Origin of the sequence: Nocardioides piscis, assembly GCF_011300215.1 — a bacterium.
Lineage (GTDB): Bacteria > Actinomycetota > Actinomycetes > Propionibacteriales > Nocardioidaceae > Nocardioides > Nocardioides piscis.
On the sequence record NZ_CP049866.1, the window covers coordinates 3,387,670 to 3,407,550 of the forward strand.

At 70.5% G+C, this 19,881-nt stretch carries 20 protein-coding genes; 1 reads left to right on the top strand and 19 read right to left on the bottom strand.

Annotated elements, in window-relative coordinates:
* Positions 1-12: 12 nt before the first annotated feature.
* Together G7071_RS16625 and G7071_RS18775 are read right to left on the bottom strand one after the other, a co-directional pair.
* Positions 13-567, bottom strand: a complete 555-nt coding sequence (locus G7071_RS16625; RefSeq protein ID WP_166320499.1) for a signal peptidase II — start codon at positions 565-567, stop codon at positions 13-15.
* A complete protein-coding gene (locus G7071_RS18775; RefSeq protein WP_246210094.1) occupies positions 540-956 on the bottom strand; it encodes a TraR/DksA family transcriptional regulator in 417 nt (138 codons plus the stop codon). Before G7071_RS18775 ends, G7071_RS16625 begins: the two co-directional genes overlap by 28 nt.
* Here G7071_RS18775 and G7071_RS18780 point away from each other — a divergent pair.
* Positions 916-1,749: a hypothetical protein gene (locus tag G7071_RS18780; protein ID WP_206062838.1), complete on the top strand. Its 834-nt coding sequence runs from the start codon at positions 916-918 to the stop codon at positions 1,747-1,749. The genes G7071_RS18775 and G7071_RS18780 overlap by 41 nt on opposite strands.
* Positions 1,750-1,851: 102 nt before the next feature.
* Here the strand turns inward: G7071_RS18780 and G7071_RS16635 are convergent, their stop codons facing one another.
* From G7071_RS16635 to rsmH, 17 genes are all read right to left on the bottom strand, one after another.
* The gene (locus G7071_RS16635) at positions 1,852-2,613 is read right to left on the bottom strand and encodes a DivIVA domain-containing protein (RefSeq protein WP_166320501.1); all 762 of its coding nucleotides are present in this window, start codon (positions 2,611-2,613) and stop codon (positions 1,852-1,854) included.
* A 125-nt stretch (positions 2,614-2,738) separates the two neighbouring features.
* The gene (locus tag G7071_RS16640; RefSeq protein ID WP_166320502.1) at positions 2,739-3,029 is read right to left on the bottom strand and encodes a YggT family protein; all 291 of its coding nucleotides are present in this window, start codon (positions 3,027-3,029) and stop codon (positions 2,739-2,741) included.
* Between the two features lie 6 nt (positions 3,030-3,035).
* Positions 3,036-3,527 carry a cell division protein SepF gene (locus G7071_RS16645; protein ID WP_166320503.1) on the bottom strand — a complete coding sequence of 164 codons (492 nt, stop codon included), beginning with the start codon at positions 3,525-3,527 and terminating at the stop codon, positions 3,036-3,038.
* A gap of 66 nt (positions 3,528-3,593) precedes the next feature.
* Positions 3,594-4,301, bottom strand: coding sequence for a YggS family pyridoxal phosphate-dependent enzyme (locus G7071_RS16650; protein ID WP_166320504.1), 708 nt, complete (start codon positions 4,299-4,301; stop codon positions 3,594-3,596).
* On the bottom strand, positions 4,289-4,933 hold the full coding sequence (locus G7071_RS16655) for a purine nucleoside phosphorylase YfiH/LACC1 family protein (protein ID WP_246210664.1): 645 nt from the start codon (positions 4,931-4,933) through the stop codon (positions 4,289-4,291). Before G7071_RS16655 ends, G7071_RS16650 begins: the two co-directional genes overlap by 13 nt.
* Complete coding sequence (gene ftsZ / locus G7071_RS16660) at positions 4,870-6,234, bottom strand: cell division protein FtsZ (protein WP_343043509.1); 1,365 nt, start codon at positions 6,232-6,234, stop codon at positions 4,870-4,872. The genes G7071_RS16655 and ftsZ overlap by 64 nt, the downstream gene beginning before the upstream one ends.
* Positions 6,235-6,434: 200 nt before the next feature.
* Positions 6,435-7,196: a cell division protein FtsQ/DivIB gene (locus tag G7071_RS16665; RefSeq protein WP_166320506.1), complete on the bottom strand. Its 762-nt coding sequence runs from the start codon at positions 7,194-7,196 to the stop codon at positions 6,435-6,437.
* The gene (gene murC, locus G7071_RS16670) at positions 7,189-8,607 is read right to left on the bottom strand and encodes a UDP-N-acetylmuramate--L-alanine ligase (protein ID WP_166320507.1); all 1,419 of its coding nucleotides are present in this window, start codon (positions 8,605-8,607) and stop codon (positions 7,189-7,191) included. The genes G7071_RS16665 and murC overlap by 8 nt, the downstream gene beginning before the upstream one ends.
* Positions 8,604-9,674 (bottom strand): undecaprenyldiphospho-muramoylpentapeptide beta-N-acetylglucosaminyltransferase, encoded by a 1,071-nt coding sequence (murG, locus tag G7071_RS16675; RefSeq protein WP_166320508.1) that lies wholly within the window; start codon positions 9,672-9,674, stop codon positions 8,604-8,606. The genes murC and murG overlap by 4 nt, the downstream gene beginning before the upstream one ends.
* Positions 9,675-9,686: 12 nt before the next feature.
* Positions 9,687-10,934: a putative lipid II flippase FtsW gene (ftsW, locus tag G7071_RS16680; protein WP_166320509.1), complete on the bottom strand. Its 1,248-nt coding sequence runs from the start codon at positions 10,932-10,934 to the stop codon at positions 9,687-9,689.
* 27 nt (positions 10,935-10,961) lie between these two features.
* Positions 10,962-12,470: a UDP-N-acetylmuramoyl-L-alanine--D-glutamate ligase gene (gene murD, locus G7071_RS16685; protein WP_166320510.1), complete on the bottom strand. Its 1,509-nt coding sequence runs from the start codon at positions 12,468-12,470 to the stop codon at positions 10,962-10,964.
* Positions 12,449-13,537 (bottom strand): phospho-N-acetylmuramoyl-pentapeptide-transferase, encoded by a 1,089-nt coding sequence (gene mraY, locus G7071_RS16690; protein WP_166320511.1) that lies wholly within the window; start codon positions 13,535-13,537, stop codon positions 12,449-12,451. The genes murD and mraY overlap by 22 nt, the downstream gene beginning before the upstream one ends.
* Complete coding sequence (locus tag G7071_RS16695) at positions 13,534-14,928, bottom strand: UDP-N-acetylmuramoyl-tripeptide--D-alanyl-D-alanine ligase (RefSeq protein WP_246210095.1); 1,395 nt, start codon at positions 14,926-14,928, stop codon at positions 13,534-13,536. The genes mraY and G7071_RS16695 overlap by 4 nt, the downstream gene beginning before the upstream one ends.
* A 5-nt stretch (positions 14,929-14,933) precedes the next feature.
* Complete coding sequence (locus G7071_RS16700) at positions 14,934-16,484, bottom strand: UDP-N-acetylmuramoyl-L-alanyl-D-glutamate--2,6-diaminopimelate ligase (protein WP_166320513.1); 1,551 nt, start codon at positions 16,482-16,484, stop codon at positions 14,934-14,936.
* A 23-nt stretch (positions 16,485-16,507) separates the two neighbouring features.
* On the bottom strand, positions 16,508-18,283 hold the full coding sequence (locus G7071_RS16705; protein WP_246210096.1) for a peptidoglycan D,D-transpeptidase FtsI family protein: 1,776 nt from the start codon (positions 18,281-18,283) through the stop codon (positions 16,508-16,510).
* A 69-nt stretch (positions 18,284-18,352) separates the two neighbouring features.
* Complete coding sequence (gene ftsL, locus G7071_RS16710) at positions 18,353-18,892, bottom strand: cell division protein FtsL (protein ID WP_166320514.1); 540 nt, start codon at positions 18,890-18,892, stop codon at positions 18,353-18,355.
* Positions 18,889-19,875 carry a 16S rRNA (cytosine(1402)-N(4))-methyltransferase RsmH gene (rsmH, locus tag G7071_RS16715; RefSeq protein ID WP_166320515.1) on the bottom strand — a complete coding sequence of 329 codons (987 nt, stop codon included), beginning with the start codon at positions 19,873-19,875 and terminating at the stop codon, positions 18,889-18,891. The genes ftsL and rsmH overlap by 4 nt, the downstream gene beginning before the upstream one ends.
* Positions 19,876-19,881 lie beyond the last annotated feature (6 nt).

The following is a 19,881-nucleotide window of genomic DNA, read 5'->3' on the forward strand; positions in this document are numbered from 1 at the left end:
CCACGCGGTCGCTCACTCCTCGTCCTCCACGCGGTCTCCGCTCAACGTGATGCCTCGAAGACTCTGCAGGATGATCACGCCGGCCGCGGTCATGATGCACATGTCGGCAATGTTGAAGACGGGCCAGTTGGGCAGCATCAGCCAGTCGATGACGTGGCCGCGCAGCACACCGGGCTCGCGGACCAGCCGATCGGTCAGGTTGCCGCCGACCCCGCCGATGAGGAGTCCGAGGCCCACCGACCACAGCGGACTGGCCAGCCGTCGGCTCAGGAACAGCACCACGCACACGGCGATGATCGCGAGCGCGGTGAGGACCTCGGTGAACTGGGTCCCGGTGCTGAACGCGGCTCCGGGATTGTGCGTCAGGTGCAGGACCAGGAAGTCGCCGACGACCGGGATGTCACGTTCGGCCAGCGCGGTCAGCGCCCACTGCTTGGTGCCGATGTCGAGGGCGTATGCCGCCGTCCCGACCACGGCGAAGAGCCACCAGGTGCTCCGGCGCCGATGCTCCTCGGGATCCGGATCGTGATCGCTGGGGTTCAGCGACGTTCCTCGCGCTGCTTGCATGACATGCACAGTGTGGCACGGGGGAAAGCCATCAGTCGCATCTTGCCGATGGGCTGGCCGCACGACTCACAGATGCCATAGCTGCCGTCCTCGATCCGGGCGAGGGCACGGTCGATCTGGGCCACCATGTCGCGCTCGAGATTGACCACCGTGAGCTCGTGGTCGCGCTCGAAGCTGGTCGCGCCCATGTCCGCCTGGTCGTGCCCGGCGCCGTCGCCGGCGTCCTTCATCAGCCCTGCCAGGTCGCTCTCGGCGTCCTCGATCACGTGCGCGAGCTTCTCCCGCTGACCGTGCAGCTCGGTCAGGACCTCGTCGAGCTCCTTCTTGGTCCAGGACGCCTCACCGGCCATGACCACCAGGGACGATGCCGATGCCTTCTTGGCGGCCACTGCGCTCTCCTTCTTCGCTGCCTTCTTCGTCACCGGCGCGGTCTTGGTCGACGCACCGGCCTCCTTCGCTGCGACCGGCACGGACTTCTTGGCCGGCGCGGACTTCTTCGCCGCGGGCGCGGACTTCTTCGCCGCCGGCGCGGACTTCTTCGCCGCGGGCGCCGACTTCGTGGCCGAAGCGGACTTCTTCGCCGCGGGCGCAGTCTTCTTCGTGGGAGCCGACTTCTTCGCCGCGGGCGCAGCCTTCGCAGGAGCCGACTTCTTCGCCGCTGGCGCAGTCTTCGTGGCCGGAGCGGACTTCTTCGCGGGCGCAGACTTCTTCGCCGCGGCCGCAGTCTTCGTGGCCGGAGCGGACTTCTTCGCGGGAGCGGACTTCTTCGCCGCGGCCGCAGTCTTCTTCGCCGGAGCCGACTTCTTCGCCGCGGCCGCAGTCTTCTTCGCGGGAGCCGACTTCTTCGCCGCGGCCGCAGTCTTCGTGGCCGGCGCGGACTTCTTCGCGGGAGCCGACTTCTTCGCCGCGGCCGCAGTCTTCGTCGCGGGAGCCGACTTCTTCGCCGCGGGAGCCGACTTCTTCGCCGGCGCGGCCTTTTTCTTCGAGGAGGCGGCCGGCACAGTCACCTCGGGGCTTGAAGGTGCCTCGACCTTCGCTGCCTCCGGACGGCGGCCGATGATCTTCTTGGCCGCAGCAGCAGCGCTACCGGCGAGGGATTTGCGTGTGCTGCGTGCCATGGAGTCGGTCTCCTTGTTAGCCATGGGTCATGTGGCCGATGCCACACAGGTGGCAGGAGGCTAGTCGTTGTCCGACCCCTGCTCCAAACGGCTCGCCCGGACAGGTGAGAACGGCCGACCCCGAGGGGGCCGGCCGTTGTCGTCGATCAGGGTGGGGCGGAGGGGTTCAGCCCTCCTCCTCCCCGAGGATGGAGCGGAGACGCTTGGGCGCAGGTGCATCGCCGACGGGCATCTCCGCGACTGTGGAGTCACCTTGGAGCGCCTCGAGCTGCTGGGTGAAGTAGGTCTTGAGCCGCGAGCGATACTCCCGCTCGAACGAGCGCAGCGTCTCCACCTCGGAGTTGAGCTTGTCGCGCTCCTTCTCGAGGTCACCGAAGAGCTGCTGGCGACGCTCGGCGGTCTCCGAGTCGAGCATCTGGGCCCGCTGACGGGCGTCCGCCTCGAGGCGGTCGGACTTCGTCTTCGACTCGGCCTCGAGCCGCTCTGCCTTGGTGCGAGCTGCGCCGACGATCTTGTCGGCCTCGTTCTTCGCCTCGTCGACGAGCTCGTCGGCGTTGCGGGTGGCCAGCTCGAGGAGCCGAGCCGCAGCGTTGGATGCCTGCGGCACCGTCTCCACGCGGATCGTCTCGGGGCCCTGCGCCGCAGCGACGGGAACCGGCGCCGGAGTCGGGGCGGGGGCCGGCTTCTCCTTCACGGGCTCGGGCGTCGCAACCGGGGCGGGCCTCGGAGGGGCCGCCTGGGCCGACGCCGACGAGCCCGACTGGGCAGCCGAGAGCTTCGAGCGGAGGTCGTCGTTCTCCTTCGTGAGCCTGGCGAGCTCGGCCTCGACCTCGTCGAGGAACTGGTCGACCTCTCCCATGTCGTAGCCCTCACGAAGGCGCACAGGCGTGAAGCGCTTGTTGCTCACGTCCTCAGGCGTCAGTGGCATGACCTCACCCAAACTTTCACGTCGTCGAACTGATGGGGAAACAACAGTGCAGCACACAGTGGCCTGCAGCCACACCCTAGCCCCAGCCGAGTCTGTGTGGTGAGTGACCCGAGTGACTGGTGGTTCTAGTTGATCGTGCTGCCGATCAGCGAGAGGAGGAGATAGGCGCTCACCATGACGATGAGGAAGCTCAGGTCGAGCGCGAAACTACCGAGCCGCAGGGGTGGAATGACCCGGCGGAGCGCCCGGATGGGTGGATCGGTCACGGAGTAGACGACCTCCAGGATCACCAGCAGCACGCCTCGTGGAGTCCAGCTGCGGGCAAAGACCTGGACCCAGTCGACGATGAAGCGGATCCACAGCAGGGCGATGAAAGCCCCGACGACGAAGTACAGGACCTGGCCAACGATCGGCACGTGAACTCAGCTCTGGTTGAAGAAGCCGTTCTCCGCGATCCGCTCCTTGTCCTCGGTCGAGACCGTGACGTTCGGCGGGGAGAGCAGGAACACCTTGTTGGTGACGCGCTCGATGCTGCCACGCGTGGCAAAGATCAGGCCAGCCGCGAAGTCCACGAGACGCTTGGCGTCGCTGTCGTCCATCTCGGAGAGGTTCATGATGACGGGTGTGCCGTCGCGGTAGTTCTCCCCCACCGAGCGCGCTTCGTTGTAGTTGCGCGGGTGCAGGGTGATGATGCGGCTCAACTCGGCAACAACTCCAGGAGAGACCGAGGCCGGACGGCGCCGCTCGGACAGGTCGGACACAGGGGCGGGACGGCGCTCGCGACCGGACGCGACGGGACGCTCGTCCACCGCGTCGTGCTGGCTCGTCTCGTGGTCATAGTCGTGCTCGTCGTAGTGGCCGGAGTCCTCGAGCAGGCCGAGGTACTCGCCGATCTTGCGCATCGCGCCGCTCATGACAGTGGTCCTTCTCGTTGACGAGGCGCGTGTGCGCTTCGCGAGTTGTGTGCTTCCGTTCGGACATTACTTGACCACCGGCCTCGGACCGAGGACCGCGGAGCCAACGCGCACGCGTGTCGCGCCGCAGCTGATCGCCGCCTCCAGGTCGCCGCTCATCCCGGCCGACAGCTCGCTCGCGTGCGGGTGGCTCTGGAGCCACTCGGCGCGGATGTCGGCGAGCCGTTCGAAGGCCACGGCCGGATCCTGCCCCAAGGGGGCGACAGCCATCAGCCCGCGCATCTGGAGGCCGTCCGCCTGTTCGACAGCCTCCGCGACGGCCGCGAGCTCCCCGGGAGCCGCGCCGGCCCGATGATCGGCGTCGGGCGGGTCGAGACTGACCTGCACCAGCACGTCGACGGACGCACCGCGCTCCTGCGCGCCCCGCTGCAGGCCGGAGACCAGCTTCACCCGATCCACCGACTCGACGACGTCGGCATAGGCCGCGACCGCTGCCGCCTTGTTGCTCTGGAGACCACCGATGAAGTGCCAGCGCAGTCCCAGGTCATCGCACTCGGCGGCCTTCGCCGCCGCCTCCTGGTGCCGGTTCTCCCCCACGTCGGTGATGCCGAGGTCGGCCAGGATCCGCACGTCGGCTGCCGGGAAGAACTTGGTGACCACCGTGAGGGAGACGTCGTCGGGCGAACGACCCGCAGCCTCGCAGGCGGTCTCGATCCGGCGGCGTACGGCAACCAGGTTGGCCGCGATCTCGTCGGCGCGGGTCATCGTCGCCATACCAAGCCTGCGAAGCGTCCCGCTGACGCGCCGTCGCGGCGGTAGGAGTGCAGGTCTGGCGTCTCGAGCGTGCAGGTGGCCACGTCGACCACGTCGACGCCGGCCCTGCGCAGCTGGGCGGCGACGCCGGCTCCGAGATCGAGGGCAGGCGTGCCCCACGAGGTCTCGCTGAACGCCTCGGGGACGGCAGCCGACACCTCCTCGCGCAGCTCAGCCGGCACCTCGTAGCAGCGGCCGCACACGTGGGGGCCGATCCATGCGGTGACCTGCTCGGCGCCGAGGTCGCGCATGGCTGCGACGGTGCGGCCCACGACGTCGAGGGCCGTTCCCGCGCGCCCCGCATGGGCGACGCCGATCACGCCGGCATCGGCGTCGGCGAGGACGACCGGGACACAGTCGGCCACCCGCACCATCAGGCCGACGCCCGGGAGGTCTGTCACCTGGGCGTCCGCCGTCGGCACGTCGTCGTCCGGACCCGCGGTGGGCGGCTGCGTGACGACGTGGACGGTGTCGCCGTGCACCTGGTCGAGCCGGGCGAACCTCACGTCGACCTCGGACTCGAGCGCGGTCAACGCGTCGGCGAAGCCCGCGCCGAGGCCTTGCAGGTCGATCGAGGAATCGGTGAAGGCCACGTCGACCCGAGACTCGGTCGACGTGGCCTGCAACGAATCGCGGAACGCGAACACCTACTTGAGGAAGTCCGGGACGTCGAGCTCGTCGTCGTCGAACTGCACCGACCGGCTCGGGCGGGGGCCGCCGCCGGGACCAGTGGGCGAGCCTGCGTCTGAGCCGGCGCCGGGGCGGCCTGCGACGGGGCCGACGCGTGCGCGGGGGCCGGGGCCTGGCGCTGCGGGGTCTCGCGACCGACCGCCGAGTCAGGCGTGCTCGACCGGACGGGCTGCGGCTGCGCAGGCGGACGCGAGTCTGACTGGGCCTGTGCCGGCGGGTTGGCTCGCAGGACGTTGCCCTCCTGCCGGCGCTTGGGCATGCCGCCGTCGAAACCGGCAGCGATGACGGTCACCCGGACCTCGTCGCCGAGGGCATCGTCGATCGTCGCGCCGAAGATGATGTTGGCCTCGGCGTGCGCGGCCTGCGAGACCAGCGCGGCAGCCTCGTTGATCTCGAACAGCCCGAGGTCGGAGCCGCCCGCGATCGACAGCAGCACGCCGTGCGCACCCTCGATCGAGGCCTCGAGCAGCGGGCTCGAGACGGCCATCTCTGCGGCTGCGACAGCACGGTCCTCCCCGCGCGCGGACCCGATGCCCATCAGGGCGGAGCCGGCGTTGGCCATCACGGACTTGACGTCGGCGAAGTCGAGGTTGATCAGACCGGGGGTGGTGATCAGGTCGGTGATGCCCGACACGCCCTGCAGCAGCACCTGGTCGGCCTGCTTGAAGGCGTCGAGGATCGAGACGTTGCGGTCGCTGATGGACAGCAACCGGTCGTTGGGGATGACGATGAGGGTGTCGACCTCTTCGCGGAGCTGGCTGATTCCCTCCTCCGCGGAGTTGGCACGTCGCCGGCCCTCGAAGGCGAACGGACGGGTCACGACGCCGATCGTCAGCGCCCCGAGCGAGCGCGCGATCCGGGCCACGACCGGCGCACCACCGGTGCCGGTCCCGCCACCCTCGCCGGCGGTCACGAACACCATGTCGGCGCCCTTGATCACCTCTTCGATCTCGTCGGCGTGGTCCTCGGCGGCGCGTGTCCCCACGTCGGGGTTGGCGCCGGCACCGAGGCCACGGGTGAGCTCGCGGCCGATGTCGAGCTTGACGTCGGCGTCGCTCATGAGCAGGGCCTGGGCGTCGGTGTTGATCGCGATGAACTCGACACCCTTGAGGCCGACCTCGATCATGCGGTTCACGGCGTTGACGCCGCCTCCACCGATACCCACGACCTTGATGATCGCCAGGTAGTTCTGTGCTGCTGCCATGGCTGCAGGCCTCTCGTGACTAGGGGTCGATATGGGGCTGTCCGGGGAAGAACGCCCGGTTGACTCCTTGAACCCTGCGGCGAAACCCTAACGGTGAGCCTGAGGGTTATAGTTATGTCAACCTCGCGTTGGTCATGACCATAGGCACACGAGAGTCCCCTCCCGGTCCGACACGCCGCCTGCGAGTGAGAAGACGAGAATCAGTTGGGGCGGGTGGTGGGGCTGCCGGGAACGCTGACGTCATAGACCTGGGCGCGTTGTACGGCGAGCAGCCTGGTCAGCACCTCGGCCTTGAGGTCCGACTCGGCAGCACTCCCCCAGTGCACCTGCCTGCCGTCGCGCAGCACCAGGGTGATCTGGTCGATCGTCTGCACCTCGACGTGGTCGACGCGTGCGGCGAGGTCGCCGGGCAGGGCCGAGACCACCGTGGCCGCCTCCTTGAGCGCGTCCGTGCCGGTCGAGGTCTGCGGCCGCACCCGCGGCAGGCCCTTGGGCATCGTGCGGTAGTCGCGGAAGACGATCCCCTCGGCGTCCAGGCCCTGCGTCCTGCCACCCAGCTCCACCACGGCCACGGCGGTGCGCTCGGTGACGGTGACCAGCACCCCGTCGGGCCAGACGCGGGTGACGTCGGCGTCCTTGACCTCGAAGAGCGCCTCCACCCGTCGCTCGGCGGCATCCAGGTCGACCACGGCGAGCTGCTCGCCGTTCGGGACAGCCGCGACGCGCACGACCCGCTCGTCGGAGAGCAGCGAGTTGCCCTCGACCTCGACCTTCGCCACAGACAGCGCGTCGGAGAAGAAGACCAGCCAACCGCCGACCAGGACTGCGACGACGAGCGCGACCGATGCGGCGACATATTTCCAACGCATCCAGCGCCTGGCCCACTGCCGGCGGGCGAAGCGCTGGCGGGTGCGCCTCTCGGCACGCTCCTCGGTGGTCTCGCGGACCTTCGAGTCAGGCATCGCGCTCGCGCAGGAGGGAGAGGACGGCAGGTCCAAGGGCGGTGACGCTCCCGGCCCCCAGGGTCAGCACGAGGTCGCCGGGCCGGGCGCGCCGCACCAGCTCGGCCGGCGCCGCGTCGAAGTCGGTCACGAACGCCACGCACTCGTCGGGCAGCGGGACCGCGTCGGCCACCAGGGCGCCGGTGACGGCCGGGTCGGCGTCCTCCCGCGCGAGATAGACGTCGAGCACGACGACCTCGTCGGCGGCGCCCAGCGCCTGCCCCATCTGGGCACCGAAGATCCGGGTGCGCGAGACGAGGTGTGGCTGGAAGGCGACCACGAGCCGCCCGTCGCCCACGACCGAGCGCGCGGCCTGGAGGTCTCCCGCGATCTCGACGTGGTGGTGGGCATAGGAGTCATAGACGCGGATGCCGCCGGCCTCACCCTTGAGCTCCATCCGCCGGCCCGTCCCGGTGAAGGCGGCCAGGCCTGCCGCGAGCGCGTCGAAGGAGTGGCCGAGCCGCAGGCCCATGGCCAGCGCGGCAGCAGCATCGAGGAGGTAGTGGCGCCCGGGGATGCCCAGGCTCAGCCGACCCAGCTCGACCCCGCCCTGCATGATCGTGCTGGTGGACGTCGACCCTGCGAACTCCGGGTCGACGATGCGCAGGTCGGAGCCCGCTGCCTCGCCGACCGTGATGACCTCGAGGCCGTCGGCGCGCGCGGACGCGGCCAGCGCCGCCGCACCGGGATCGTCGACGCAGCACACGAGGAAGCCGGCCCGGTCGATCGTGGCGGCGAAGTCGTCGAAGGCGGCGTGATAGGCCTCCTCGGTGCCCCAGTTGTCGAGGTGGTCGGCCTCGACGTTGGTGACGATGGCGGCGTGGGGCCGATAGACCAGGAAGGCGCCGTCGGACTCGTCGGCCTCCGCGACGAACAGGTCGTCGGAGCCGGCATCGGCGTTGCGCCCGGTCGCGGTCAGCACCCCGCCGACTGCATAGGTCGGGTCAGCGCCGGCAGCGAGCAGCGCGCTCGTCAACAGCCCGGTCGTCGTGGTCTTGCCGTGGGTCCCGGCGACAGCCAGGACCCGCTTGTCGGCCATGGTGGCCGCCAGTCCGGCCGAGCGCGGCAACAGCCGGAGCCCGAGCCGGCGGGCCTCGACCACCTCGACGTTGTCCTCGCGCGCGGCCGTGGTGACCACGACCGTGTCGGCGTCGGCGACGTGCTCGGCCGCATAGCCGAGGTGGCACGTCACGCCCAGCTCCCGCAGGGCGGGCAGGAACGGCGTGTCCTGGTCGTCGGACCCCGTGACCGGCACGCCGTTGGCGGCCATGATCCGGGCGATCGCCGAGAGCCCGGCGCCGCCGATGCCGATGAAGTGGACCCGCCCCAGCCGGTCGGCGGGAAGCAGGACCTCAGGGACGGGCAACCTCATCGGGCTGCCTCGAGGATGATCGCCGCGAGCCGGTCGTCGGCGTCGCGCGGCACCAGGGCTGCGGCCGCGGCGCCCATCCGTCCCAGACGATCGGGGTCCGTGGCCAACCCGGGGATCGTGACAGCCACCCACTCGGGGGTCAGGGCCGCGTTGTCGATCATCAACGCTCCCCCGGCATCGACGACCGAGCGTGCGTTGAGCGCCTGCTCGCCGTTGCCGATCGGGAGCGGGACGAAGACCGCAGGCAGGCCGACGGCCGCGGCCTCGGTGAGGCTGGAGGCACCAGAGCGACAGATGACGAGGTCGGCCGCGGCGTAGGCGAGGTCCATCCGATCGACGAAGTGCTCGACGACATAGGGGACCTCACCGCGCTCAGGAGTCGCCTCGCCCTTGGGGCCGACGACGTGCAGGACCTGCACCCCGGCGGCGGCGAGGCTGGGCGCGGCGGCTGCGACCGACTCGTTGAGGTGTCGAGCGCCCTGGGAACCCCCGGTCACGAGCAGCGTCGGCCGGTCGGGATCGAGGCCGAAGAAGGCCCGCGCCTCGGCGCGCAATCCCGCCCGGTCGAGGGTCGAGATCATCCGGCGGATCGGCAGGCCGACCAGCTCGGCGCGGGGCAGCGGGGTGCCGGGGAAGCTCACGGCGACGCGGTCCGCGACACGGGCACCGACCTTGTTGGCCAGGCCGGGCAGCGCGTTCTGCTCGTGGATCACCAAGGGCAGACCGCGTCGGCGCGCGGCGAGATAGGCAGGCATGGAGACATAGCCGCCGTAGCCGACGACGACGTCGGGTCGCACCCGGTCGAAGACCTCGAGGGTCGCGCGTACGGCGCCGCGCAGCCGCCCCGGCACCCGGAGCAGGTCGGCCGAGGGTTTGCGGGGCAACGGCACCGGGGGGATCAGCTCGAGCGGATAGCCCGCAGCCGGGACGACGGTGTTCTCCAGGCCGCGCGGCGTGCCGAGACAGGTGATCTCGATGTCGGCGTCGAGACGCCGCAACGCGTCAGCGGTGGCGATGAGCGGGGACGTGTGGCCGGCAGTGCCGCCGCCGGCGAGAAGGATGCGCATGTCGGAGGAAATCTATCGTCCGGCCGACAGGCCCGCTGATCGGCTGCGACGACGCGCCGCGAGGGCGCGAGCGGCGTCAGGCTCGCGACGAGCGAACCCGACCAGGAGTCCGAGGGCCACCAGCGACGGCACGAGCGCCGACCCGCCGTAGGAGATGAGCGGCAGCGGGATGCCGATGACGGGCAGCACAGCCAGCACCATGCCGACGTTGATCATCATCTGGCCAAGCAGCCAGACCACGATGCCGAAGGACATGTAGCGCACGAACGGGTCATCGGTGCGCAGCGCGATCCGCACCGCCGCGAAGGCGATCGTGAAGAACAGGACGACCACCAGGAGCGTGCCGGCGAGGCCGAGCTCCTCGCCGAGCACGGCGAAGATGAAGTCGGTGTGGGCCTCCGGCAGGTCGCCCCACTTCTGCCTCGAGGCCCCGATCCCCTGCCCCAGCCAGCCGCCGGTCGAGAGGGCGTAGAGGCCGTGGGCCGGCTGCCAGCCGGCGTCGTGGTAGTCCTTGAACGGATCGACGAAGTTGGTCAGTCGCTCGAGTCGCTCCTGGCTCGTGGTGGCGAGGAACAGGGCGAGCACACCGACGCCGGTCAGTGCCACCGTGAAGAACCTCGCAGGCGCGCCGACCACCCACAGCATCGCGAGCAGGATGGCGAACAGCACCAGGGCCGTGCCGAGGTCGCGGCCGGCGACGACGAGGGTGATGACCATCGCCATACCGGGAACGACGGGCACGACGACGTGGTGCAGCTCGCCGAGACGTCGTTCCTTGTGGGCATAGATGTGCGAGGCCCACAGGATGATCGCGAGCTTGGCGATCTCGGCGGGCTGGATGGCCACCGGGCCGAGCGAGAGCCAGTTCTTGTTGCCGTTGATGACCACGCCGAACCTCGCCACCAGGACGAGCAGGGCCAGCGCGACCAGGAAGCCCGGATAGGCCATTCGTCGCAGGTGCTTGAGCGGGATCCGCGACGCCACCCAGGCCGCCGGCAGCCCGATCGCCACCCACATCAGCTGTCGCTTGACCACGGCATAGGAGTCGCCGAGGTTGCGGAAGGAATAGACGCTCGAGGCGCTCAGCACCATGATCAGGCCGATGGTGAGCAGGAGTGCCGAGGCGCCGAGCAGCAGGTAGTAGGAGGAGAGCGGGCGGTCGAGGGCCTCCTTGAGGCTGCGCAGGCCCACGGTGAGGCCGCGGGGTCCCCGCGACGTGGTCGCCGGCCGGGTCGGAGCCTCGGGGGTGGTCGTCGCCATCCGGAGGTCTCCTTCCTGATCAGCCGCTCAGGTGTCCTGGTCCGCCAGCCGTCGGCGGACCGCGGCGGTGAACTCGTCACCTCGGGCGGCATAGTTGGCAAACATGTCCATGGAGGCGCAGCCTGGCGCCAGCAGCACTGTGTCGCCCGGTCGGGCCAGACGTGCAGCAGCGTCGACGACGCGTTCCATCGCAGAGCCAGTCTCCCCGTCACCGATGTCGATGACGGGAACATCCGGTGCGTGTCGCGAAAGGGCGTCGGCGATCACCCGGCGGTCCTGACCGAGCAGCACCACCCCTCGCAGGCGCTCTCGCACCTTCTGAGTCAGGTCGTCGAAGCCGGCGCCCTTGGCGAGCCCGCCCGCCACCCAGACGACCGAGTCGTATGCCTGCAACGAGCTCATGGCGGCGTGCGGGTTGGTCGCCTTGCTGTCGTCGATCCACGTCACGCCCCCGGCCGTGGCGACGTGTGCGATCCGGTGTCCATCGGGGCGGAAGGCCTTGAGTCCGTCACGGACGGCCGCCTGCGAGACACCGTGGGCGCGGGCGAGGGCGGCGGCCGCCAGCGCGTTGGCCACGAAGTGGGGAGCCTGGGACGCCAGGTCCGACAGCGTGCACAGCTCGGCTGCACTGGTCGAACGGTCCTCCACGAAGGCGCGATCGGCTAGGAAGTCCTCGACGATGCCGAGCATGCCCACGCCGGGCGTCCCGAGGGTGAAGCCGATGGCGCGAGCTCCCTCGACCACGTCTGCGTCCTCCACGAGCCGCCGGGTCTGGGGGTCGGCGACGTTGTAGACGCAGGCACGCTGGGCGCGGTGGTAGATCCGTCCCTTGTCGGCGGCGTAGTCGAGCATCGGCTGCGGACCGGTGTACCAGTCGAGGTGGTCCTCGGCGAGGTTGAGGACCGCGGCCGACTCCGCGCTCATCGACTGGGTGTAGTGGAGCTGGAAGCTGGACAGCTCGACTGCGAACACGTCATAGGGCTCGGGATCCATCACGGCCTCGACGATCGGGCGCCCGACGTTGCCGACGGCCGCGCTGCGGAGTCCGGCAGCGCGCAGGATGGAGTCGAGCATCTGCACCGTCGTGGTCTTGCCGTTGGTGCCGGTGACCGCGAGCCAGGGAGCTGGTTCGCCCGTCGGTCCGGCGTCACGAAGCCGCCACGCCAGCTCCACCTCCCCCCAGACCGGGATCCCCCGTCCCGCTGCCTGGGCGAGCAGCGGCGCAGAGGGCCGCCAGCCCGGCGAGGTGACCACCACGTCGACGTCGTCGGGGAGGGTCTCGGTGGCGCCCGCGTCCAGCCTGATCGTGGCGCCGAGGGTCTCGAGCAGCTCGGCCTTCTCGGCCTTGTCGTCCGACGTCGCCTCGTCCAGCGCAGTGACCTCCGCGCCCAGGAACAGGAGGTTGTCGGCGGCGGCGAACCCGGAGACACCGAAGCCCGCGACCACGGCGCGCACGCCGTCCCACGAGTCTTGACGACCCAACGAGCTGGGATCGGGGCGCGCTGGGGTGGGTGTCATCCGATCCCGGCCACCCATTCGGCATAGAAGATCCCCAGCCCTGCGGCCACGCACAGGCCGGTGATGATCCAGAACCGGATCACGACCGTGACCTGCTCCCAGCCGAGCATCTCGAAGTGGTGCTGGATCGGGGCCATCCGGAAGATCCGCTTGCCGACGCCGCCGGTGCGCTTGGTGATCTTGAACCACGACACCTGCAGCATCACCGAGAGCGTGATCATCACGAACAGGCCACCGATGATCAGCAGCAGCAGCTCGGTGCGGGTGAGGATCGCGAAGCCCGCCAAGGCTCCGCCGAGCGCCAGCGAGCCGGTGTCGCCCATGAAGATCTGAGCAGGCGAGGCGTTCCACCACAGGAAGCCGAAGCAGGCGCCCATGATCGCCGCCGACACGACCGCGAGGTCGAGCGGGTCTCGGACCTCGTAGCAGGAGCCCCCCGGCACCAGGGCGCACGACTGGCTGTTCTGCCAGATGTTGACCAGCGTGTAGGCGGCGAAGACCATCACGCTGGCGCCCGTGGCCAGTCCGTCGAGGCCGTCCGTGAGGTTCACGGCGTTGCTGGTGCCGGTGATGATCAACCACATCAGCACGATCACCAGGATGGTCGGCAGCGACCAGGAGTCGAAGTCGCGGATGAAGGAGAGGTGGTGTGAGGCAGGCGTCTTGCCTCGGTCGTCGGCAAGCGCCGGCGACAGCGCCAGGATCGCGAACGCGACGGCGATCACGGTCTGACCGATGATCTTGGCCCGGCTGCGAAGGCCGAGGTTGCGCTGCCGACTGATCTTGATGAAGTCGTCCAGGAAGCCCACCGTGCCCAGCCCGACGAACAGGAAGAGCAGCAGCATCGCCGAGGCGGACGGAGCCTGCATCGTGATGAGCTTGGCCGCGAAGTAGCCGATCACCGCTGCCCCAATGATCACGATCCCGCCCATGGTGGGCGTGCCGCGCTTGGTGTGGTGGGTGGTCGGGCCGTCGTCGCGGATCTCCTGGCCGTAGCCGCGCCTGGAGAGCACCGTGATGGCATACCGCGTGCCGATCAGCGAGATCAGCAGGGACAACCCCCCGCCGAACAGGATCGCTCTCATCGGGCGCTGCTCCCTTCGTCCTCGCTCGCCATCGGGTCTGCCAACAGTGCGGCTGCGACCCGCTCGAGCGCAGCACCGCGAGACGCCTTAACCAGGACGACATCCGCAGCCGCCACATTGTGTCTCAACCAGGTCAGCGCCTCGTCACGCCCCGCCGTGACGACCACCTCACCCCGCCAGCCAGGCTCGTCGCGCGTCCCGATCGCCATCTCGGCGGCCAGGTCGCCGATGGTCAGCACGACGTCGACGCCGAGCCGGGCGGCATACGCCCCGACCCCGCGATGCGCCTCCACAGAGCCCCCGCCCAGCTCGAACATGTCTCCCAGCACCGCGATCGTGCGGCGTCGGGACCGCTGGCCGATGTCGCGCAGCACGTCGAGCGCGGCCGCCATCGACTCCGGATTGGCGTTGTAGGCGTCGTTGACGACCACCGCCCCGTCGGACCGCTCACCCAGCTCCATCCGCCACCCCGACTCGGGACGGGCCTCGGTCAGGCCATCGGCCACGCTGTCGAGGTCCACGCCGGCGGCCAGCGCCATCGCGGCCGCTGCGAGTGCGTTGTCGACCTGGTGACGGCCGAGCTGGGTGAGGTGGACAGTCGCTCCGCTCCCGCGCCACTGCAGGTCGAAGGACCGGCGACCGAGGTCGTCGCTGGTCACCTCGGTGGCGTGCACGGCTCCCCCGTCGCCGAAGGTGACCACGGTCGCAGGGGTGCGGGACGCCATGGCGGCGACGAGGGGGTCGCCGGCGTTCAGCACGGCGGTGCCGGCGGGGGTCAGCGCCTCGATGATCTCGCCCTTGGCCACAGCGATGGCCTCGCGGCTGCCGAACTCGCCGATGTGGGCCGTCCCGACGTTGGTCACGGCCGCAATGTCAGGTGGCGCGATGCCGCAGAGGTGGGCGATGTGCCCGATCCCCCGCGCTCCCATCTCGACCACGAGGTGCTTGGTCTCGGGGTCAGCGCGCAGGACGGTCAACGGCACGCCCAGCTCGTTGTTGAAGTTGCCGCAGGTCGCCACCGTCGGTCCGTCACCTGCCAGTATCGCGGCGAGATAGTCCTTGGTGCCCGTCTTGCCCTGCGAACCGGTGAGGGCGTATGTCGTGAGGCCGGCCAACCGGTCGTGCACGTACCGCGCCAGCACACCCAGGGCCGCGGCGACGTCGTCCACGACCACGCTCGGCACGCCCGTCGCCCGGCTGCCCAGCACTGCTGCCGCGCCGGCGGCGACGGCCTGCTCGGCGAAGTCGTGACCATCCACGCGCTCACCGACCACGGCGACGAAGAGCCCACCAGGCTCGGGGGTGCGGGTGTCGACGAACGCTGCGCCGGTCACCGACGCCTCCCCCTGCGCCGTGCCACCGACGACGTCCGCAATCTCGCTCAGCGTCATCGCGATCATCGTGGCCCCACCGCCTCCACGGCCTGCCTGGCGACGACCCGGTCGTCGAAGGGCTGCACGACGCCGTCGATCTCCTGGCCGGTCTCGTGGCCCTTGCCGGCGATCAGGACGACGTCGCCGGGTGCTGCTCGGCGTACGGCCTCGTGGATCGCGGCGCGCCGGTCCCCCACCTCGACGACCTCGGCGGATCCACCTGCAGTGCCGGACAGGACGGCGGCGCGGATGGCGGCCGGGTCCTCGGTGCGCGGGTTGTCGTCGGTCACCACCAGCACGTCAGCGAGCCCGGCGGCGATCTCGCCCATGATCGGGCGCTTGCCGGGGTCGCGGTCGCCCCCGGCCCCGATGACGAGGATGACCCTGCCTCGCGTGAGCGGCCGGACTGCGGCCAGGACGGCCTGAACGGCGTCGGGCTTGTGCGCATAGTCGACGACGAGGGCGAAGTCCTGCCCGGCGTGCACCTGCTCGAGACGCCCCGGCACCCCACCGCCCTGGGCCAGGCCGGCGGCCACCCTCGAGACGTCGAGGCCGGCGAGGCCGGCCGAGGCGACCGCGGCCAGGGCGTTGGCGACGTTGAAGACACCCGGCACCGGGACCCTGCCCTCGACCCGCAGGCCGTCCGGACCGAGGACCGTGAACGTCGAGCCGTCGGCGGCCAGGTCGACCTCGACCGCACGCCAGTCGGCGTCGGTGCGGTCGGGATCGGTCGAGAAGGTCTGCATCGGGATCGTCGCGCGGTCCAGGAGCCGCCGGCCGAACTCGTCGTCGACGTTGGTCAGGCCGCGACGAGCACGCTCCGGGGTGAACAGGGACGCCTTGGCGGCGAAGTAGTCGTCGACGTCGGCGTGGAAGTCGAGGTGGTCGCGACCGAGGTTGAGGAAGGTGGCGACGTCGAAGACGACACCGTCCACGCGTCCCAGCACGAGCGCGTGCGAGGAAACCTCCATCGCACAGGCCTCGACCCCACGTTCGCGCATCAGCGCGAAGAGGCCATGGAGGTCGGGCGCCTCGGGTGTGGTGAGCGAGGTCTTGATGTCGGCCCCGGCGATCCGGGTCCCGACGGTGCCGATCACCGCGCCGGTGATCCCGGCGGCCGCCAGGCCGTCGTCGAGGAGCCGCGTCGTGGTGGTCTTGCCCTGGGTCCCGGTGACACCGATCATCCGCATCGCGGTGGCAGGGTCGTGATAGATGCGTGCGGCCAGCAGTCCCAGCAGCCGACGGGGCTCGGCCACCACCAGGGTGGGCATGGACGCGGACAGCCTCGCGGCGCCGTCCTCGTCGGTCAGCACGCAGACCGCACCGGCCCCGAGCGCGTCCGCGGCGAAGTCGGCGCCGTGCGCTCGGGCGCCCGGCAGGGCGGCATACAGGTCACCCGGCTGGACCCTCTGGGTGCTCAGCGAGATGCCGGTGACGACGGCGTCGAGACTGCCGAGCGTGCGCAGGGTGGTCTGCGAGCCCAGCCACGTCGCGAGCTCCGAGACCGCCGTCGCGGGGGGCGTCGTCGGCCGCCCGGCGAGGGCCTGCGGAACCGGCTGGGGATCACCTGACACCTGCGGAGCGTATCGCTGCCCCGTCACCACTCCACCGGGAGTCGTGACGGCTTGCCGCCCGTCGGCGGCACGCGGTAGCGGCTCAGCGCGAAGCCCATGATCCGGGAGAAGGCCGGGCCTGCGATGGAGCCACCACCCCCGTCGACCTGGGGTGCGTGCACCACCACGTAGACGGTGAAGCGGGGGTCGTCGGCCGGCGCGAACCCGCCGAACGAGACGCTGGTGGAACCGTCGTAGCACCCGCAGTCGGGAGCGACGCGCTGGGCGGTGCCGGTCTTGCCGGCCACGAGGTAGCCCGGGACCTGGGCCCCGGGGGCGACGCCTGCCTCGGGGTCCACGACGCGCTCCATCATCCTCGCCGTCGCGCGCGCCGCGCGGGCGCTGACGACCCGCGTCCGCGTCGCGACGTCGGTGCCGACCACCTCCCCGTTTTCGGTCGTCGCGGAGCCCTGGATGATGCTCGGGGTGATGCGCACCCCGTCGTTGGCGATCGTGTTGACCGCGGCGGCCATCTGGACGGCGTTGACCGAGACCGACTGCCCGAAGGCGACGCGGTCCTTGGTCTGGCTGTTCATCACCGCGCCGGGCGTCAGGATCCCCGGCGACTCACCGCGCATGCCGATGTCGGTGCGCCGGCCGAGACCGAACTTCTCGAGATAGCCCACGAGCTCGGCCGGGGCGAAGGCGTCGGCCGCCAGCACGGTGCCGATGTTGGAGGACTTGGCGATCACGCCGGCCAGCGTCAGCCTGATGTTGCCGTGGTCGAACCAGTCGCCGATGACCCTGTCCTGGCGAGCGAGGTTGGCCGGAATCCGCAGTCGGGTGCGCGGCGTGACCTTGCCGGCGTCGATCAGCGCCGCCGCGGTCAGCACCTTGGCCACCGAGCCCGGCTCGTAGGGCTCGCTCACCGCCCGGGAGCCGAGGTCGTCCTTGTCCGCATCCACCGCCTTGTTGGCGTCGAAGGTCGGCGCGTCCGCCAGCGCGAGCACGTCGCCGTTGCGGGAGTCCAGGACGACAGCGACGCCGCTCGACGCCCTGTACTTCTTCAGCGTCTGCCCGAGCACCCGCTGGGTGAACCACTGCAGGTCGCGGTCGATGGTCGTGGTCAGGGCCTCGCCGTTCCTGGCCGGCACCACGGTGTTCTCCCCCAGCGGGATGCGATTTCCGCCGCCCACCTGGAACCGGGCCTGGCCGTCGGTGCCGGCGAGCCGGGCGTCGAAGGTCCGCTCGAGGCCGCCGAGGGCCTCGTCGGTGCCCATGAAGCCCAGCAGGTTGGCGGCGACGTCGTTGGCGGGATAGTCGCGGATGGGGTCGTCGCGCAGGGAGATGCCCTCGAACTCAGCGGCCCTCAGCTCGGCGAGCACCTCAGTCGCGAGCGTGCTCGGCACGCGCCGGGCGATGTATTGGAAGCGGCTGTCGCGAGCACGGAGCCGTTCGAGGGTGTCGAAGTAGTCGACGTCGAGTCGCTCGGCGAGGAGGGTGGCGAGCGCCGGCGCCTTGGCGGCGGTCATCGCCGGGTCCGCCACCACCATCTTCCCGTGGATGGAGTCGGCCAGCGGGAGCCCGTTGCGGTCGAGGATGTCACCGCGCTCGGCCGGCAGGACGACCTCCTCGACCCCCTCCTTGGCTGCCATGGCGGCGTAGGACTTCGGGTCGATCCCCTGGAGCTGGACGAGTCGCGCGCCGAAGAACGAGAGCACGACCGCGATCACGATCAGGCCGAAGCGCAGCCTGAACTGCGGGGCGCCTCGCCGTGCGTCGAGGCGCTGGCGCGCCGCGGCGGTCGTCTCTTTCGGCAAGGTCACTCCGTCCGGAGGTCGTAGGGGAAATCTAGGTGGCAGTGGTCGACGGCGGCCGCAGCCGCGCCGTCAGCGTCGCGCGTCTCGGGCCCGGTGCTTCTTCGCGGCCCGGTCGACCGGTGCCGGCTCGGCGGTCACCTTGACGATCGTCGGGGCGGGCGCGAGGACCAGAGGCTTGACCGGCGCCGGCGGGGTCAGGTCGAGCTTGTCCTCCGGCAGGGCCGGGACCTTCTCGCCCTGCACCGTCCCGTCCAGCCCGAGGAAGGTCGGCGCTGCGGGGATGACCATGCCCATGGCCTGGGCCTGCTCGGCGACCCGGTCCTGGTTTCGCAGGTCCTCGATCTCCATCTGCAGGGTCTGCTCCCGCGCCGCGAGGCTGGTCGCCTGCTCCTCGAGCGACGTGGCGGCGAACGAGGCCTGCTGCATGGAGGTGTTGAACAGGAGCAGCCCCACGACTCCGGCGAGCAGGACCAGGCTGACCAGGGTCACGAACGGGACCCGCTTCGCCCGGCTGCGGGCTCGCGGCACCACGGTGAGGCGGGCCTTCTCGACCGCGGCGTTGGCGATGCGTGGGACCCGGTGGCGGACGGGGACGGCAGGACTGCTCATCGGGGGACTCCTCGACTGGACCGTGCTGGGGGAAGGACAGGACGGACGCGTTCGATGGCTCGCAGCCGGACGGAGGCGGCGCGCGGGTTCTGCTCGATCTCGTGCTGGTCGGCCATCTCGGCCCCCCGGGTCACCAGCCGCAGGCGCGGCTCGCTCCCCTCGGGCAGGAACGGCAGATCAGGGGGTACGTCGAGTCGCGACGCGGCAGTGAAGGCGCGCTTGACCAGACGGTCCTCGAGGGAGTGGTAGGACTCCACGACCACGCGGCCGCCGACGCGGATCGACTCGATGGCTGCAGGGATGGCCCGGTTGAGGACTGCGAGCTCGTCGTTGACCTCCATCCGCAGGGCCTGGAACGTGCGCTTCGCCGGGTGTCCTCCGGTCCGCCGCGCCGGAGCGGGGATCTCGGCATAGAGCAGCTCGACCAGACGGGCACTGCTGGCGAACGGTGCGACCTCGCGCTCCCGCACCACGGCACCGGCGATCTTGCGCGCGAACTTCTCCTCGCCGTAGTCGCGCAGGACCCGGGTGAGCTCTGCGGCGGAATAGGTGTTGAGGACATCGGCAGCGGTGGGGCCGGTCGTGCCGTCCATCCGCATGTCGAGGGGTGCGTCCTCGGCATAGGCAAATCCGCGTTCGCGCACGTCGAGCTGCATGGACGAGACGCCCAGGTCGAAGAGCACGCCGTCGACGGCGTCCAGCCCCTGGTCCTTGATCACCTCGGCGATCTCGTCATAGACGGCGTGTACGCCGACGAACCGCTCTCCGAAGGGACGCAGCCGCTCGCGCGCAAGCTCGAGGGCGGCGGTGTCGCGGTCGATGCCGATGACGCGGGCGTGCCCACACTCGCGAAGCACCGCCTCGGTGTGACCCCCCAGACCGAGGGTGCAGTCGACGAGGACCGCACCCTCGTGGTCGAGGGCAGGCGCGAGGAGAGCAACGACCCGGTCGAGCAGGACCGGGGCGTGGCTGGGACGCGTCATGCCCTG

Bases quoted from the DNA above. Each gene is read 5' to 3' on its own strand.
- G7071_RS16625 (WP_166320499.1), bottom strand. From the start codon at position 567: ATGCAAGCAGCGCGAGGAACGTCGCTGAACCCCAGCGATCACGATCCG.
- rsmH (WP_166320515.1), bottom strand. From the start codon at position 19,875: ATGACGCGTCCCAGCCACGCCCCGGTCCTGCTCGACCGGGTCGTTGCT.
- ftsZ (WP_343043509.1), bottom strand. From the start codon at position 6,234: ATGGCAGCAGCACAGAACTACCTGGCGATCATCAAGGTCGTGGGTATC.
- G7071_RS16650 (WP_166320504.1), bottom strand. From the start codon at position 4,301: ATGGCGACGATGACCCGCGCCGACGAGATCGCGGCCAACCTGGTTGCC.
- murC (WP_166320507.1), bottom strand. From the start codon at position 8,607: ATGAGGTTGCCCGTCCCTGAGGTCCTGCTTCCCGCCGACCGGCTGGGG.
- G7071_RS16645 (WP_166320503.1), bottom strand. From the start codon at position 3,527: ATGAGCGGCGCGATGCGCAAGATCGGCGAGTACCTCGGCCTGCTCGAG.
- ftsW (WP_166320509.1), bottom strand. From the start codon at position 10,934: ATGGCGACGACCACCCCCGAGGCTCCGACCCGGCCGGCGACCACGTCG.
- murG (WP_166320508.1), bottom strand. From the start codon at position 9,674: ATGCGCATCCTTCTCGCCGGCGGCGGCACTGCCGGCCACACGTCCCCG.
- ftsL (WP_166320514.1), bottom strand. From the start codon at position 18,892: ATGAGCAGTCCTGCCGTCCCCGTCCGCCACCGGGTCCCACGCATCGCC.
- G7071_RS16635 (WP_166320501.1), bottom strand. From the start codon at position 2,613: ATGCCACTGACGCCTGAGGACGTGAGCAACAAGCGCTTCACGCCTGTG.
- G7071_RS16665 (WP_166320506.1), bottom strand. From the start codon at position 7,196: ATGCCTGACTCGAAGGTCCGCGAGACCACCGAGGAGCGTGCCGAGAGG.
- murD (WP_166320510.1), bottom strand. From the start codon at position 12,470: ATGGGTGGCCGGGATCGGATGACACCCACCCCAGCGCGCCCCGATCCC.
- G7071_RS16695 (WP_246210095.1), bottom strand. From the start codon at position 14,928: ATGACGCTGAGCGAGATTGCGGACGTCGTCGGTGGCACGGCGCAGGGG.
- G7071_RS18780 (WP_206062838.1), top strand. From the start codon at position 916: ATGACCACCAGGGACGATGCCGATGCCTTCTTGGCGGCCACTGCGCTC.
- mraY (WP_166320511.1), bottom strand. From the start codon at position 13,537: ATGAGAGCGATCCTGTTCGGCGGGGGGTTGTCCCTGCTGATCTCGCTG.